Annotated in this window: 14 protein-coding genes and 1 pseudogene; 7 read left to right on the top strand and 8 right to left on the bottom strand. The window is 51.0% G+C overall.

Translation table 11 applies throughout. The features are described 5' to 3' along the window. Positions 1 to 7: 7 nt before the first annotated feature. Together CLR69_RS13560 and CLR69_RS23430 are read left to right on the top strand one after the other, a co-directional pair. A complete protein-coding gene (locus CLR69_RS13560) occupies positions 8 to 166 on the top strand; it encodes a hypothetical protein (protein WP_197730557.1) in 159 nt (52 codons plus the stop codon). After that, positions 153 to 233, top strand: a pseudogene (locus CLR69_RS23430) (type II toxin-antitoxin system RelE/ParE family toxin); the annotation flags it as partial. The gene CLR69_RS13560 and the pseudogene CLR69_RS23430, both read left to right, overlap by 14 nt. Positions 234 to 314: 81 nt before the next feature. Here the strand turns inward: CLR69_RS23430 and CLR69_RS13555 are convergent. The 4 genes from CLR69_RS13555 to CLR69_RS13540 are packed head-to-tail and all read right to left on the bottom strand — an operon-like array spanning position 315 to position 5,418. Next, the gene (locus tag CLR69_RS13555; RefSeq protein ID WP_129713440.1) at positions 315 to 2,012 is read right to left on the bottom strand and encodes a dipeptide ABC transporter ATP-binding protein; all 1,698 of its coding nucleotides are present in this window, start codon (positions 2,010 to 2,012) and stop codon (positions 315 to 317) included. Next, a complete protein-coding gene (locus CLR69_RS13550; RefSeq protein ID WP_129702656.1) occupies positions 2,009 to 2,875 on the bottom strand; it encodes an ABC transporter permease in 867 nt (288 codons plus the stop codon). Before CLR69_RS13550 ends, CLR69_RS13555 begins: the two co-directional genes overlap by 4 nt. Continuing rightward, complete coding sequence (locus CLR69_RS13545) at positions 2,868 to 3,827, bottom strand: ABC transporter permease (RefSeq protein WP_129702657.1); 960 nt, start codon at positions 3,825 to 3,827, stop codon at positions 2,868 to 2,870. The genes CLR69_RS13550 and CLR69_RS13545 overlap by 8 nt, the downstream gene beginning before the upstream one ends. Next, the gene (locus tag CLR69_RS13540; protein WP_129713439.1) at positions 3,805 to 5,418 is read right to left on the bottom strand and encodes an ABC transporter substrate-binding protein; all 1,614 of its coding nucleotides are present in this window, start codon (positions 5,416 to 5,418) and stop codon (positions 3,805 to 3,807) included. Before CLR69_RS13540 ends, CLR69_RS13545 begins: the two co-directional genes overlap by 23 nt. A gap of 544 nt (positions 5,419 to 5,962) precedes the next feature. Between CLR69_RS13540 and CLR69_RS13535 the strand changes: the two genes are divergently transcribed. Then, positions 5,963 to 6,577 carry a YagU family protein gene (locus CLR69_RS13535; RefSeq protein ID WP_107170810.1) on the top strand — a complete coding sequence of 205 codons (615 nt, stop codon included), beginning with the start codon at positions 5,963 to 5,965 and terminating at the stop codon, positions 6,575 to 6,577. Between the two features lie 237 nt (positions 6,578 to 6,814). Here CLR69_RS13535 and CLR69_RS13530 read toward each other — a convergent pair whose 3' ends face one another. The 3 genes from CLR69_RS13530 to rhaT form a co-directional block, all read right to left on the bottom strand. After that, positions 6,815 to 7,162: an immunity protein Imm33 domain-containing protein gene (locus CLR69_RS13530; RefSeq protein ID WP_129713438.1), complete on the bottom strand. Its 348-nt coding sequence runs from the start codon at positions 7,160 to 7,162 to the stop codon at positions 6,815 to 6,817. Positions 7,163 to 7,243: 81 nt separating this feature from the next. Beyond that, positions 7,244 to 7,708, bottom strand: a complete 465-nt coding sequence (locus tag CLR69_RS13525) for a DUF4265 domain-containing protein (RefSeq protein WP_129713437.1) — start codon at positions 7,706 to 7,708, stop codon at positions 7,244 to 7,246. 316 nt (positions 7,709 to 8,024) lie between these two features. After that, the gene (gene rhaT, locus CLR69_RS13520; RefSeq protein WP_129713436.1) at positions 8,025 to 9,059 is read right to left on the bottom strand and encodes an L-rhamnose/proton symporter RhaT; all 1,035 of its coding nucleotides are present in this window, start codon (positions 9,057 to 9,059) and stop codon (positions 8,025 to 8,027) included. A 326-nt stretch (positions 9,060 to 9,385) separates the two neighbouring features. On the opposite strand from rhaT, the gene CLR69_RS13515 reads away from it, so the two are divergent. After that, positions 9,386 to 9,892, top strand: coding sequence for a TIGR00645 family protein (locus CLR69_RS13515; RefSeq protein ID WP_129713435.1), 507 nt, complete (start codon positions 9,386 to 9,388; stop codon positions 9,890 to 9,892). A gap of 66 nt (positions 9,893 to 9,958) precedes the next feature. Here CLR69_RS13515 and CLR69_RS13510 read toward each other — a convergent pair whose 3' ends face one another. Beyond that, complete coding sequence (locus CLR69_RS13510; protein WP_129702674.1) at positions 9,959 to 10,864, bottom strand: LysR family transcriptional regulator; 906 nt, start codon at positions 10,862 to 10,864, stop codon at positions 9,959 to 9,961. Positions 10,865 to 11,128: 264 nt separating this feature from the next. Here CLR69_RS13510 and CLR69_RS13505 point away from each other — a divergent pair, with 264 nt between their 5' ends. The 3 genes from CLR69_RS13505 to CLR69_RS13495 all read left to right on the top strand — a co-directional run bounded on the left by CLR69_RS13505 (position 11,129) and on the right by CLR69_RS13495 (position 14,113). Then, entirely contained in the window at positions 11,129 to 11,635 is a 507-nt protein-coding gene (locus tag CLR69_RS13505; RefSeq protein ID WP_129713434.1) for a nuclear transport factor 2 family protein, read from the top strand. A gap of 56 nt (positions 11,636 to 11,691) precedes the next feature. Beyond that, entirely contained in the window at positions 11,692 to 12,876 is a 1,185-nt protein-coding gene (locus CLR69_RS13500) for an aldo/keto reductase (RefSeq protein ID WP_129713433.1), read from the top strand. Positions 12,877 to 13,075: 199 nt separating this feature from the next. Further along, entirely contained in the window at positions 13,076 to 14,113 is a 1,038-nt protein-coding gene (locus CLR69_RS13495) for an NADP-dependent oxidoreductase (RefSeq protein ID WP_129702677.1), read from the top strand. Positions 14,114 to 14,170 lie beyond the last annotated feature (57 nt).

Below are 14,170 nucleotides of genomic sequence, written 5' to 3'. Positions count from 1 at the left end.
CATCTGCATGCCACAAGTGATTGTTTCAGGGCATGCGCGGCGTGATTTGCAACGCTTGAAGGATTTTCTAAAAAATAAAAATGCACTGGCTACTAAAAAGGCCGCTGAAGTTTTGATCCGTGGTATTCGGCAGCAGCGGATACGTGATGCTTTACCGTCACGATGAGCTAACTGACAGAGTGGTGATACTGTCAGTTAAGCGCCAAAAAGAAGCCGGTTATCAAAGCCTTTAAGCCACCCTCTGAGATTTATCGGTGAGGGGAGCCATCATATTTGGGTAGCCAAAATTAGTGTATCGCTACACAGCAAAATGGCTACTCCGCCACCGTTGAAAGCAGCAGCCGCGTGTAAGGGTGCTGCGGTTGGTTGAAGATCTGTTCGACGGGTCCGGTTTCCACAATATCCCCGTCTTTCATCACCGCAATACGGTGGCTCATATGCTGCACGACGCCTAAATCGTGAGAAATGAACAGCATCGTCAGCCCCAGTTGGCGCTGCAACGCAACCAGTAAATCCAGCACTTGCGCCTGTGTAGTGACATCCAGTGCTGATACCGGTTCGTCACAGATCAGGATATCAGGATCTGAAGCCAGCGCCTGTGCGATAGAGACGCGCTGACGTTGCCCGCCAGATAAGGCGGTTGGACGTCGGGTCAGCAGATCCGGCGTCAAGCCGACATACTCCAGCAACGTCAGAATACGCCGCTGTTTTTCAGCGTCGCTCAGATCGCGACGCAAGCGTAGCGGCTGGCGCAGAATCTGGGCAATGGTAAATTGTGGATCGAACGAACTGAGTGGATCCTGTGTGATCGTCTGAATGCGTGCGCGTAACGGTCTGCGTTCGCGTTCCGTCAGCGCACTCCAGTCATTGCCCGCGAGTCGGACTTCACCGCTGTCCGGCTTTTGTAGCGCCAGAATGACTTTACCCAGCGTGGTTTTGCCTGAACCGGATTCCCCGACGATACCCAGCGTTTCACCCCGTTTGATCTGGAGAGAAACCTGGTTGACCGCCTGCATCCGGCTGCCGTCCGGTCGCTTGAACGACACGGCAATCTGATCCACCGTCAGGGCTATCGCGTCGGTGCTGGCATGATTCGCTGCCAGAGACGCGGCTGATGGCGCAATGCCGTTCTGTAACGGATCGACACCTGCCAGCCATTTGCCACGCGTAGAAGCGGTTGGGATCGCCGCCAGTAGCTTGCGGGTGTAGGGATGTGTCGGCGCTGACAGGAGCTGTCGTGCCTCGCCACCTTCTACCAACGAACCCTGTTGCATGACGATAACGCGATCCGCGACGTCTGCGACAACGGCAAGATCGTGAGTGATCAGCAGAACGCCATGCCCCGCCTTCGCCAATGCGGTGAAGACTTTTAGCACTTGTTTCTGCACCGTGGCATCCAGCGCCGTCGTGGGTTCATCGGCAATCAACAACTGTGGGCCTGCCGCTAATGCAGAAGCGATAAGCGCACGTTGACGCAGGCCGCCAGATAGCTCGTGTGGATACTGGGCTGCCCGATTCTCAGGATCGGGAATGCCTGCTTTTGTCAGGAGTTCGGCGACGCGAGCGGGAATTTGCTCGCGGGGTAACAGGCGGTGAGTCAGAATCGGTTCGGCGACCTCCTGCCCAATCTTGCGCAGCGGGTCGAGAGATACCAGTGCATCCTGTAAAACAAAGCCGATTTCACGACCGCGAATCGCTCGCCAGTCGCGATCGGTCAGATAGCGTAAATCACACAGGCTACCGTCATGGCGCGTAAGCTCAATCGCGTTTGCCTGCACATCGACGCCTTCGCCGGATAACCCCACCAGCGTGCGTGCGGTGACGGATTTTCCTGAGCCAGACTCACCGACCAGCGCCAGAATTTCTCCAGCATTCACCTGAAAAGAGAGGTTTTTAACCGAACGAATGGGGCCGAAAGGGCTAGGGAACGTGACGCTCAGGCCATCTACGCGCAGCAGCGGTGTCTTCGCCGGTGTATCTGAAGAGGAATGAGGAAGTGTATTCAGGCTCATCGTGCCTCTCCTTTGGCCAAAATAGCCTGTAAACGACGCCCCAGCAGTGTAATGGAAATCACCGACAGCGCCACAACGCTGGCAGGCAGCAGGCTGACCCACGGTGCGATATCAAGAAAGTTACGACCGTCGGCCAGTAGCGCGCCCCATTCGGCGGTCGGAGGAACGACGCCCAGCCCCAGAAAGCTCAGCGCAGAGGCGGATAGTACCGCGTGACCGACGCCAATGGTGGCGACAATCAGCAGTGGGCGCAGCGTATTGGGGATGATATGGCGAAAAACGATATATAGCGGGTGTTCGCCCAGCGCAATCGCATGTTCAACATAGCCAGATAGTCTGACTTGCAGCACCTGGGAGCGGATCAAACGCGCATAGCCAGCAATCCCCGCCAGACCGACAGCCAACATGGTGTTTTCCGGGCCACGTCCCAGCACGGCGATCACCAGCAGCGCCAACAGCAGATCGGGAAACGCCAGCATGATGTCCAGCAGACGAACCAGAAGCTGACGAATGCGCAGCGGTGCAAGCACTGACAGCGTACCAAACAACACACCGCCGAAGCAGGCGATTAGCATTGCACCGACGCCAATGCCCAGCGACAGCGAGGTGCCGTGAACGATGCGGGCAAAAATGTCGCGCCCGAGTTGATCGGTGCCGAACCAGTACGTGGAGTTTGGCGACTGGAATACTGCCCCCATATCCATTTCATCTGCGGTGCGGCTGGTAAACAGCGACGGAAAAAAGACCGCCAGCGCCAGCAGGAAAACAAGTGCGGCAGGCAATAGCGTTGCTGTACTCAGCCACGGGCTGCGATAGGTTTTTCGTGATGGTATTTGCGTGAAGGGCATCGGTTCACTACTCATGGGCGCTCGCCTTCTTGCGTAAGCGGGGATCGATGAGGAGGTACAGCGCATCCACCAGCAGATTGATGACGACGAACAGGAAGGCAGACAGCATCACGACGCCCAGCACCAGCGGCATGTCGCGGTTTTCAATTGCGCTTAGCGTGACCTGTCCAATACCTGCGCGACCAAACACGGTTTCGGTGAGCACGGAGCCACCGAGTACGCTTGCCAGCAACGTACCCGTCAGCGTTGAGGCTGCCAGCGCCGCGTGGCGTAAACCGTGTCGGAAACGTAGTCGGATTTCGCTGACGCCGCGTGTGCGCACGGTTAACGAGAACGGCTGGGATAGCGCATCTTCCAAACCGTCGCGCAGTACCTGGCTCAGAATGGCGGCAATCGGCAAACCGAGGGTGATAACGGGTAGCACCAGCGACATAAAACCGTCGTTGCCAGTAACTGGAAACCATTGCAGGCGAAAGCTGAACAAGCTTAATAGCACGATACCAATCCAGTAGACCGGGGTGCTAAGCAGCGTCAACTCTAGCCACGATACAGCGGTACGCAGTGCACCATAGCGGCCTGCGGTAAGCAGCGCGCTAGTAATGGCGAGAAACAAAGCGAGTATCAGGCCACCAATCGCCAGCGGCAGGGTTTCATGCATAGCATCGCTAATGACGCTGCCGACCGGCAGACGATAGAGATAGCTGACGCCAAAATCGCCCTGTAGCGCTTGCCCACAGTAGCGCAGATATTGCACCCACAGCGGCTGATCGAGCCCAAATTGCTTGATGAGTACCGCGCGATAGGCTTCATCCACCACATTATCGCCGCCGCTGAGAATAGCGACCGGATCGCCGGGGATCAGTTTGACGGCAATAAACGTCAATGTGGCTGCGCCCCAGAGCACAGCCAGAATGGTGAGTAGACGTTTGCCTAGCGCGTACAGGTTAACGTTTAATCCAGACATCATAGAAGTTCGGTTTTGCGTTGGTAGCCCAGCTTATGCCCTGTACCTGTTTGGACAGGCCGAGTTGATAGGCTGGAACGTACAGAGGAACCACATATGCCTGATCGATAACCTCGTTTTGTATCTCGGTGTAGAGCTGTTTACGTTCTGCTTCACCCGCGCCGATGGCTTTTCTCAGTTTGTCATTCAACACGCTGATACGGGTAAAGTTGTTGCCGTTCGGTGGAGCATAGGCCGAATCGAACACAGTACGTAGAATGTCCGGCTCCGCACGCACGAAGAAGTTAGACGCAATGTCGTATTCGTTAGCGTTGGTACGCGTGGTGAATTCACCTGCATCGACCGGTGTTAACTGGACGTCAAAGCCTGCCTGTTTCACCTGGAATTGCACGGCCTGGAACAATGCTACGTCTGCTGCTTCCACATTGGTGGAGGCATAGACGAAGCTGACGCTCAGACGTTTGCCATCTTTGGTGCGGTAGCCAGCGCTGTCTTTCTGTTTCCAGCCTGCGTTATCCAGCAGTTCATTAGCCTTTTTCACATCGAAGCCCCAGCGTGACGCGACGCTCGGATCGTAGTACAGCGTGGCTGGGCCGAGAACGTTATCGGCGGCTTTCAGCGTACCGAAGAAGGCGACTTTTACCGCTGCGTTGGTATCCACGGCGCTCTGGAATGCCTTACGCACCGCGACATCCTGGAACGGGCCTTTGGTGGTGTTGAGATAAAGTACCCGGTTAACGCCAGGGTTCTCATAGGTAATGACTTCCAGTTTCGGATTGCGTTTCACCGTCGGGAAATTGGCGGGTGGCACGGCGTCAATCGCCTGGATTTGGCCGCTGCTCAGTGCGCCAAGACGAACGGAGGCTTCCGGCAGATATTTGAACACCAAACCATCGAGATAGGCTGGACCAGTATGTTTGGCATAGCCCGGACCCCAGTTGTAATCAGGGCGTTTCGTCAGTTTGCTGCCGCTGCCTTTCACAAAGGAATCAAGAATAAACGGCCCAGAACCCACCACGGTATTGCTGGTGTTTGGCGTGTTCTTTAGATAAGTCGGCGACTGAATGCCCAGATACGGCAGGCTCAGCCCCTGTAACAGTGGCGCAAACGCCGAGCTGTAGTGGATAACCACCGTATAGGCATCCGGCGTTGAAATCTTGTCGATAGGGCCTAACAGTGATTTAGCGTAGCTGGAGGTGGTTTTCGGATCGAGAATACGCTCGAGATTGTATTTCACCGCTTCTGCATCGAGTTTGGTGCCGTCGCTAAACGTGACATCTTTACGCAAGTGGAAGGTGTATTCGGTGTTGTCTTCGTTAATTTTCCAGCTTTCAGCCAGCCAAGGCGTAAAACGGTTATCTTCAGCCTGTCCTACCAGTGAATCCACCACGTTGCGGGAGATCAGCGCCGTTACACCATAAGCCGTAATGTGTGGGTCGATAATCGGCGTATCGCTACCCAGACCTACATTCAGAATACCGCCAGACACTGGTTTTTCACTGCTTTGTGCTGCGTAAGCACCGGGATTGAGTGCGAAAAGCAGCGAGAGGATGCCTGCTGCGAGGGTCGTAACTTGCTGGTGATTTTTTTCCATTCCCTGTGTCCTTTACGATGACATGAGGCCATACACGGCGGTCTTTTCGCTACTCTAGAGGGGGGGCTTATGCATGTAAAAGAATAAAAATTGATTTTCAATTCCATAAAAATATATATGCAGAAGGCGCTTGGCAGAAACGCTTTACTTCATTGATGTGATTTTACTGGCTACGCGGTGGGGCATTCTTTGTCACTGGGGCGTGAGTGATGCAAGGCGAGAGTATGAGTTACTGAACTGTTATTATTTCACAAATAAATAACCAGGCTATTTATTATCGACCCTTTATTGATGCGTTATTATTCGTTTGTCTCTCGAGAAATATACATTTCGTATACGTTATAGAATCTGGTTTTTCAATTATTGAATAAAAGTTTCACAAAAAAGCAACTCATAATTTCTTATTGTCATTTTATAAAATTTAAAACTGCATTCCTAATAACAAAATATACTAGAGAAATTATCCGATATACCAATTAACATCTTTATAAGTACATAATACCTATGTAAGAATATAATCTTTAATGGTTAGATTGGTAAAAAAATGAACTTTTTTGAACAAACATCTCCATCTCGGAGACGCTATGGATTAGCTGCTTTTATTGGTTTGATTGCAGGTATTGTTTCATCTTTCGTCAAGTGGGGCGCAGAAAATCCGCTTCCTCCACGTAGCCCTACTGATATGTTTAGCGGTGCTTGTGCACCTGAATCACTGATTAGAGCTGCCGAACAAATTGATTGTTCTCGTAATTTCCTTAATCCTCCTTACATCTTCTTACGCGATTGGCTTGGTGTCGTTGACCCTAATGCGGCTGTTTATACCTTTGCTGGCCATGTATTCAATTGGGTCGGTGTGACGCATATTATTTTCTCTATTGTTTTTGCTGTAGGTTACTGCGTTGTTGCAGAAGTATTTCCTAAAATAAAATTATGGCAAGGTCTGTTGGCTGGTGCGCTGGCTCAATTATTTGTCCATATGATTTCATTCCCATTGATGGGCCTGACTCCCTCTCTGTTTGTTCTTCCTTGGTACGAACATGTATCAGAAATCGTGGGTCATCTAATTTGGTTCTGGTCTATTGAGATTATTCGTCGTGATTTGCGTAATCGTATGACTCACGAACCTGATCCTGAAATTCCTTTGGGTGCTTCACGATAACGCGTGATTTTATTTTAGAGATATAACATATTTCGATGCTTATTCTTTTCTAAGAATAAGTTCGTAGTAAAAGTCGAAGTTTATTCCAGAACGCCTTGAGAATTCCTCAGGGCGTTTTGACTTTATAGCCATAATATACTGATTTTACTCACGAAAAATAACTACTTGCACCATGCAGCTTGCATGGCGAGAAGGGTGCCCGACGGGGAAATGATGGATTCAGATAGCAAATGTCATCTATTCAGCCTCTTCTTGCCAAACATCCTCATATCCAGCCCGATCGATGATGAATTTTGTCCCTTCGGGTAAAAATAGATACCGTACGACTTCAGGTAATGTTTCTTCCAAGTGGCTCGTGTGAAGGGCCTGGTAAAAGTTGCTCTCGGCTGAATACTCGCCACAATGTATAAACCAGCTTATCGTGCCATTTTCCGGTAATGAGATCCGGGTTCCGTAAATAGGCGAGCGCTGTAAGGTATCTAGAGCAATCGCGACCATTTCCTCTGGGGGATGTAGCGGCAATTGGTACTTATCGCAGGTCTGTTTTTGTCGTGCGCTGGGTAGAGTTTGAACCGCTTTTGGCATGGTTTAATCCACTGTGGTTTTTGATGCATTCCGAGATTCCCGCAATGCGTGATTTCACTTGAGGGGCTGGCTGAATAGCATTTAGCTATCTAGCCACCAATTTAAAAGCGTTTCATCTTCATCGTCGTCAATGTTCTTATAAATATTGGAAAAGTACCATTCGATGCCTGTTTTTTCGCGAAAGGCGTCGAAAACATCGGCAATCTTATCCATCCCATTCCTTGCCGGAACGGCCAATGTCAAATTTCCCTCAAATCTGCCGTCTAATGTTCCGTTCAGTTGGCTAACTACATCATTCTCTAAACAGGTGATATTTTCAGGTGAGAGCTCATCGGCATAAATATGAATGCAAAAATTACCGCCTCTTTTCAGTACTTCCGGGTGCGCATGCTTGTCTTTAATTCGGAAGACATCCCCGCGCGCTAAATTTAGTGTCAGACCGGGAGATGACAATAATTCGTAAGTATCTTTCTCGATTTCTCGGACAGGGAGTTGTTCAAAAACAGGTCCATCATCGTTATTCGCTACATATACATGAACTAACATAGGTGGGTATTACCAATATTTGAGTCAGTGACTAAAATGATATCCCGATGTTAGCCCAAAAACACGGATTCGTATCTCAGAACCCTGCCTCAATATTCTTGCCATACTGGATACGACATTTTTTACTTAAATAGGCCTGTAAACAGGCAGAGGCATAGCATTGCAAATCCCTTGGGGAAAGCCCGTGTAGTGCGGTAGAAACGTCTGACATCCTCATGTTCCTCAATGTGTTAACGTATTTTTTCGTCCGTACTTTGATGTTATTGCCATCGCGTTCGATAATTGTCTGATGGCATCGAACGCGATGATGCAATGCTTAAGTGGCCATTCCCAAGCCGACAATATTCGCCGCCAGAATAATCACCAGGCAGCCCAGAACCAGCATGCGCACGGGCTTTTGTCCCACGGCCTTCCATTCTTTAAATAGCAAACCGACGATGCCACCGCACAGCACGTAGAAGCTCATATGCAGCATCCAACTGATATAGGTGTAATCTGCCGGAATGTTGGCGTGCCCCCAAGCATAGAAGAAGAACTGCAAATACCACATGACGCCGCCCAGAATGGCGAAGAGCGCATTGGCAATCAGTAACGGCTTAGCCTGCGACAGGTCGGCTTTCAACGAGATCTCCTTGCAGGTTGCCAAACGGATGAAGCAGAAGCCCAGATTGACGATGGCGCCACCGCCCATGATCACCACGTAGCCGGGGAGGGCAACATATAGCGAGTTAATCCCCAGCGCCTGTGCGGCGGAGTGCATCGGTTTGGCTGCGTCCATCGCAAAGGACATACCCGCGGAGAAGATCCCGCACATCACAGCCAGAATCAGCCCTTTTTTCAGGTTGAACTCCTCGGCGCGAATACCGAGTGCGCGCTCTTTCAGTATGCCGGCGTAGCTGACAATCGCGACGCCGATGACTGCGACTAGTACGCCGAGTAGCGTCATTTGGCCACCTGCCGAGCCAAACAGAACCGAGAATTTGCCTTGCAGGACGGGCGTCATCAACGTACCGATAATCAGCGTCACGCCGATAGCGATACCGATGCCCATCGACATGCCGAGGTAGCGCATCGTCAGGCCGTAGTTGATATTGCCGATGCCCCACATGGCACCGAAGAGAAAGACAGGGAGTAGGGTTGCTATATCGAATGCACCGTAATAGCGCCAAAAATCAGGAAGTATCCACCAACTGATGCTCCAGGGCAGGATAATCCACGAGAAAAACCCGCCGAGTGACCACATGGTTTCCCACGACCAGTTCTTGACCTGCTTAAATGGTGCATAGAAGCAGGCTGCGCTAGCCGCGCCGATGAAATGCCAGAAAATACCAAGAAGAATAGGATTGCTCATGCGTAACCCCTTGTTTTTACTTTGTAGTAAGCCTGTATTCGGCTCTGAATGTAGAGTGCAGTGTATGAGTGTTGCCAGACTTGCTGGCGCTAGACAGTGTAGGGAGGTGAAAAAATGCGCACCTTCAGCTGCATGCCACGAGGGAGAGAGGAACGGCATCGGGTTGAAGATGAGAGCTGGCAGGATCACAAAACGTGGAATTCATCTCTGTGGAGGCGATAGGGTATAACATTCCGCAAATGGTGCATTCTGTTCAAGAATTGATTAACACCACCGCAGGGCTTTTCGCTATTATTTCCCTCTTTTCCTTCTGCATATAGTGAGTTATGGAACGTTTTATTGAGAATCTGATGTATTCATCGCGCTGGCTGCTTGCCCCTGTTTATCTCGGGTTGTCACTGGGGTTGCTGGCACTGGCGATCAAGTTTTTCCAGGAGGTGTTCCACGTCCTGCCCAACATTCTGGATATCGCTGAAGCAGATTTGGTGCTGGTACTGCTGTCGCTGATCGATATGACGCTGGTCGGCGGATTGCTGGTGATGGTGATGCTGTCCGGTTACGAGAATTTTGTGTCTGCATTAGATATCACTGATGGCAGAGAAAAATTGAATTGGCTCGGTAAGATGGACTCCGGTTCGCTGAAAAACAAAGTCGCCGCTTCGATTGTCGCGATCTCGTCGATCCATCTGCTGCGTGTGTTCATGGATGCTCGTAATATCCCGGATAACAAGCTGATGTGGTATGTGATTATCCATTTGACGTTTGTGCTGTCTGCGCTCGTCATGGGCTATCTGGATCGCATGTCGCGTTACGAAAAAAGTAAAGCGGCATAATTTACTTTAAAAACGTCGTCGGAAAACGTGATCCGTGTTTGCTCGAGTACGTAGCGGCAAGCATTTTTAGGGAAGAGTCAGGTCTATGTTGCCCAATATATCTACCAAAGTATCAAACACTAGACGAACTCGTGCTGGCACTGGGCCTGCCTGTGGTCGATAGACATGAAGAGGCCAGGGATCCGGCATATCATCATTAAGCAAGGCAACAAGATGCCCCGTACGCAAATACGGGGCTGCGATTATCCCTGACAATTGTCCTATCCCAATGCCTGACAAAACGGCCGCACACTCCGCCTCAAGATCGTCGACGACAACCACGGGCCTTGATAGTGACAGAAGACGTCCATCGCTGAATAACCAAGGCCACGGTCGTCCGGTACGACGATCGAGTAACGCGGTAGTCGGTAGTTTTTCAAGCTCATCAATATGCTTCGGTGTACCAATGCGGGCAAGTAATGCTGGTGTGGCTACCACATAAAAAGGCACTTTTTTTACCGCTTTGGCGACCCAGCGATTATCACGCGTCGGGCCCATCCGTATGCCGATGTCAATTTGTTGATTGACGGTATCTGCCCATTCCTCCGATAGCCGTAAATCAAGGAGTAAGCCTGGGAAATCCGCTAAGCGTTGACTCAGCATTGGCATTACCACATCACGTATAATAAAAGGCGGTGCAGTGATTCGTACTACGCCTGCATATTCAGACAGCTGTCTGCGATTGGTGCGTTGAAATAGACCATCGACGCCTGATACCGCCTGCTGAGCATTGTTGACAAACCTTTCACCGAAATTTGTCAATTGCACCCCTCTGGTATTGCGGTGAAATAGCACTTCTCCAAGTTCGTCTTCCAGGCATTGGATACCCCGCGTGATCGCTTGTGCGGATACCCCTAGTTTTTTTGCCGCATCACGAAAATTGTGGCTCGAGGCTGCTGTAGTAAAGATGCGCAGTATTTCCAGGCGGTTCATATTTCCTCCTCTTCATACCCACACTATTCCTTGATTTGGAATAATGAAATCCAGAAATATCAATTTACGGAATGCTAACGAGAACTCCACAATTTATTTTACAGAAACGAGCCGATTTACTCTTTCAAGTAAGCCCGTTCGTGAGCTACCAGCCCAAAGTTTGCAAGGTGTTGAGCTCGATACACCGGATACCTCGACCTCACGGTGGGGATGCCCGAAATTCTAACGATTACCCATTAATCTTGAGATGAACCAATGATAAGAATGGCGTTATTAACAGCGGTGTTGGCTACTAGCCTGATTTCTGTTTGTGCACAGGCACAGACCCCTGCGCCGCAAGTTGCTGGTAACCCTGATGCGTTATTCACCAGTCCAGACCCGGTATTGAATGCGAATAAGCAAGTCGTTTATCGGATTCTGCGGGATTTGCTTGATGCTGGGCAGTGGGACAAAGCTGATGAACTCCTCTCGGAGGAGTATCTACAGCACAACCCGAATGCGCAGAGTGGTCGTGCTGCTGTCGTTGATTATTTTACCAAAGTCCTCAAGGTCAAACCTCGCCCGACCCCTGAGCGGCTTAACATGAAAGTCATTGCAGTACTTGCCGAAGGGGATTTAGTGACGGTGCTTTATCCTCGGACGGTTAGCGATCCTAACGCGCCTGGCGGCACTTATATGACAACGTGGTACGACACCTGGCGGATTAAGGGCGGCAAGGCTGTAGAACACTGGGATCCTGCATTACTCGGTGAGGCACCCGATTTACGTTAAGAAAGGCTAAATGATGGGAATATTTCGCGGCTAACACAACATGAGAGGTATCGGAGATGGAACGCAGAGAGTTTCTGAGATTAGCGGCTGGTGGGGCAGCCCTTGTTGCCACGGGTTCAGTATTATCACAATCGGGTCAAGCACTAGGCGACGTAGCGAGCTTTAAGCCTGAAACCGTACAAGGAAGCGTACTCCCTACTCGGGGTAAAATCACCAAAACATCGTTACCCCTCAATGCTGCTGACCAGGGTGTTCGTTACCGAACGCCAGTTCGTTTTGGCATGGGGGGGACACAGATTGGTAATATTTTTGCGCCGATCAGCGATGCACAAGCTCAGGCAACGTTGCAGGCTGCCTGGGATGGCGGGGTTCGTTACTACGATACGTCGCCTTTCTATGGACATGGCCTTTCAGAACATAGACTCGGTGCATTTCTGCGCGATAAACCGCGCGATCAGTACCTTATCTCGACTAAAGTCGGGCGGGTATTCCATCCCAGTCGAGAAGCATTGCCAGCATCGTTGTGGGCGGACAAACTCAACTTTTCCTATGAGTATGATTACACCGCGGCAGGAACAAGACGCTCTATTGAAGATAGTCTCCAACGTTTGGGGCTCTCCAGTATTGATATCGTCTACATTCACGATCTCGGTCCAGAGAACACAGAACTCTCCCAGCCCTGGACAACCGCCTTCGACACCGCTCGCCTCGGTGCAATGGCCGAATTGGAGAAACTTCGTAAGGAAGGGGTGATAAAGGCCTGGGGGTTTGGCATTAATCATCCCGATGCCGCTACGATGGCGGCGGCTTTAGAGGGGCCGACACCCGATATTGTACTGTTAGCCTGTCAGTACAGTATCATTGACCATGAAGATACCCTGATGAAAACGTTCCCGATTTTGGCTAAAAAAGGGATTACCGTTACGGTTGGCACACCACTCAATGATGGATTCCTGGGCGGACGGAATCGTTATCATTTCAGTACGCAATTGCCGCCAGGTGTCGTTGAGAAGCGCGCGCATTTGGCAAAAATTGCTGACCGGCATGGTGTGGATATCAGAACCGCTGCACTTCAGTTTGCCGCCGCGCCTTCTATTGTTTCTGCCATTATTCCTGGTGCCCGTGCTCCCGCACAGGTGAAAGCGAATATTCAATCAATGAAAGTGGGTATCCCGCAGGCATTCTGGGATGAGTTACGTGAGCAGAAGTTGATTTCTAGGGACGCCCCGATTCCCACATAAGGTATTCATTTTTAACCCGCTCGAAAGTCGTTATCGTTGCCAATCCTTTTGAGCTGGTTTTTTACCGATCAGATACAGGATGTTTTTATCGAACTGTATCAACACGATGTGCCGCACGGTTTGCATAGCCAGAAGAAAGAACAGATCCTATTGTTAACGAAGTGATTTCATCAACGCGCTTTGTCTAATGGAGGATATTATGCCGCAAACCGATCGTATTAACCGTCGTGTGGTTTTGGCTCAACGCCCGCACGGCGCGCCGACCCAAGATAATTTTCGTCTGGAACAGCAGGCTGTCCCATCAATCAATACGGGGCAAGTGCTGTTGCGTACCGTGTTTCTTTCCCTCGATCCCTACATGCGTGGCCGCATGAGCGATGCCCCTTCTTATGCCAAACCGGTCGAACTGAATGACGTGATGGTCGGTGGAACCATCAGCCGGGTGGTTGAGTCAAAACACTCGGATTATCAGGTGGGCGATTGGGTGCTGTCCTACAGCGGCTGGCAGGATTACGCACTTTCTGACGGTAAAGGATTAACCAATCTGGGGCAGTCGCCTACCAATCCTTCCTATGCGCTGGGTATTCTGGGTATGCCGGGCTTCACTGCCTATATGGGGCTGACGGATATCGGCCAGCCGAAAGCCGGTGAAACGCTGGTGGTGGCTGCTGCGACGGGGCCAGTCGGCGCGACGGTCGGCCAGGTCGGGAAACTGAAAGGCTGCCGGGTTGTCGGTGTGGCCGGTGGGGCGGAGAAATGCCGCTACGCGGTTGAGGTTCTTGGGTTTGACGTGTGTCTCGACCACCGGGCGGATGATTTTGCTGAACAGCTAAAGCAAGCCTGCCCGCAGGGCATCGATATCTATTTTGAAAACGTCGGCGGGAAAGTCTTTGACGCGGTATTACCGTTGCTGAATACCTCGGCGCGTATTCCGGTGTGCGGATTGGTCTCTGGCTACAATGCCACAGGATTGCCCGATGGCCCAGACCGCTTACCGCTGCTGGCGGGTACGATCCTGAAGAAGCGTATTCGCATGCAGGGGTTCATCATCTTTGATGATTATGGTCATCGCTTTGACGAATTCTGGAAAGAGGTTTCGCCTTGGGTCGCGCAAGGCAAGATTAAATATCGGGAAGAAATTGTCGACGGTCTGGAAAATGCCCCGGAAGCCTTTATCGGTCTGTTACATGGTCGCAACTTCGGTAAGTTGGTGGTCAGAATCGGGCCGGATGCATAGTAACGGAAGCGCACTTGCGTTGACGGAAAGAGAGTTGGCGTAAAAATTGCCTGATCC

The organism is Pectobacterium zantedeschiae, assembly GCF_004137795.1.
Classification (GTDB): Bacteria; Pseudomonadota; Gammaproteobacteria; order Enterobacterales; family Enterobacteriaceae; genus Pectobacterium; species Pectobacterium zantedeschiae.
Note: the sequence above shows the minus strand (reverse complement) of the source record. Positions and strands in the feature narration are given on the sequence as shown.

What these genes read in the sequence shown, in the direction of transcription:
- CLR69_RS13515 (WP_129713435.1), top strand. Translation starts at nt 9,386, where the DNA reads ATGGAACGTTTTATTGAGAATCTGATGTATTCATCGCGCTGGCTGCTT.
- CLR69_RS13505 (WP_129713434.1), top strand. Translation starts at nt 11,129, where the DNA reads ATGGCGTTATTAACAGCGGTGTTGGCTACTAGCCTGATTTCTGTTTGT.
- CLR69_RS13525 (WP_129713437.1), bottom strand. Translation starts at nt 7,708, where the DNA reads ATGTTAGTTCATGTATATGTAGCGAATAACGATGATGGACCTGTTTTT.
- rhaT (WP_129713436.1), bottom strand. Translation starts at nt 9,059, where the DNA reads ATGAGCAATCCTATTCTTCTTGGTATTTTCTGGCATTTCATCGGCGCG.
- CLR69_RS13540 (WP_129713439.1), bottom strand. Translation starts at nt 5,418, where the DNA reads ATGGAAAAAAATCACCAGCAAGTTACGACCCTCGCAGCAGGCATCCTC.
- CLR69_RS13535 (WP_107170810.1), top strand. Translation starts at nt 5,963, where the DNA reads ATGAACTTTTTTGAACAAACATCTCCATCTCGGAGACGCTATGGATTA.
- CLR69_RS13500 (WP_129713433.1), top strand. Translation starts at nt 11,692, where the DNA reads ATGGAACGCAGAGAGTTTCTGAGATTAGCGGCTGGTGGGGCAGCCCTT.
- CLR69_RS13545 (WP_129702657.1), bottom strand. Translation starts at nt 3,827, where the DNA reads ATGATGTCTGGATTAAACGTTAACCTGTACGCGCTAGGCAAACGTCTA.
- CLR69_RS13555 (WP_129713440.1), bottom strand. Translation starts at nt 2,012, where the DNA reads ATGAGCCTGAATACACTTCCTCATTCCTCTTCAGATACACCGGCGAAG.
- CLR69_RS13550 (WP_129702656.1), bottom strand. Translation starts at nt 2,875, where the DNA reads ATGAGTAGTGAACCGATGCCCTTCACGCAAATACCATCACGAAAAACC.
- CLR69_RS13530 (WP_129713438.1), bottom strand. Translation starts at nt 7,162, where the DNA reads ATGCCAAAAGCGGTTCAAACTCTACCCAGCGCACGACAAAAACAGACC.
- CLR69_RS13510 (WP_129702674.1), bottom strand. Translation starts at nt 10,864, where the DNA reads ATGAACCGCCTGGAAATACTGCGCATCTTTACTACAGCAGCCTCGAGC.
- CLR69_RS13560 (WP_197730557.1), top strand. Translation starts at nt 8, where the DNA reads ATGCCACAAGTGATTGTTTCAGGGCATGCGCGGCGTGATTTGCAACGC.
- CLR69_RS13495 (WP_129702677.1), top strand. Translation starts at nt 13,076, where the DNA reads ATGCCGCAAACCGATCGTATTAACCGTCGTGTGGTTTTGGCTCAACGC.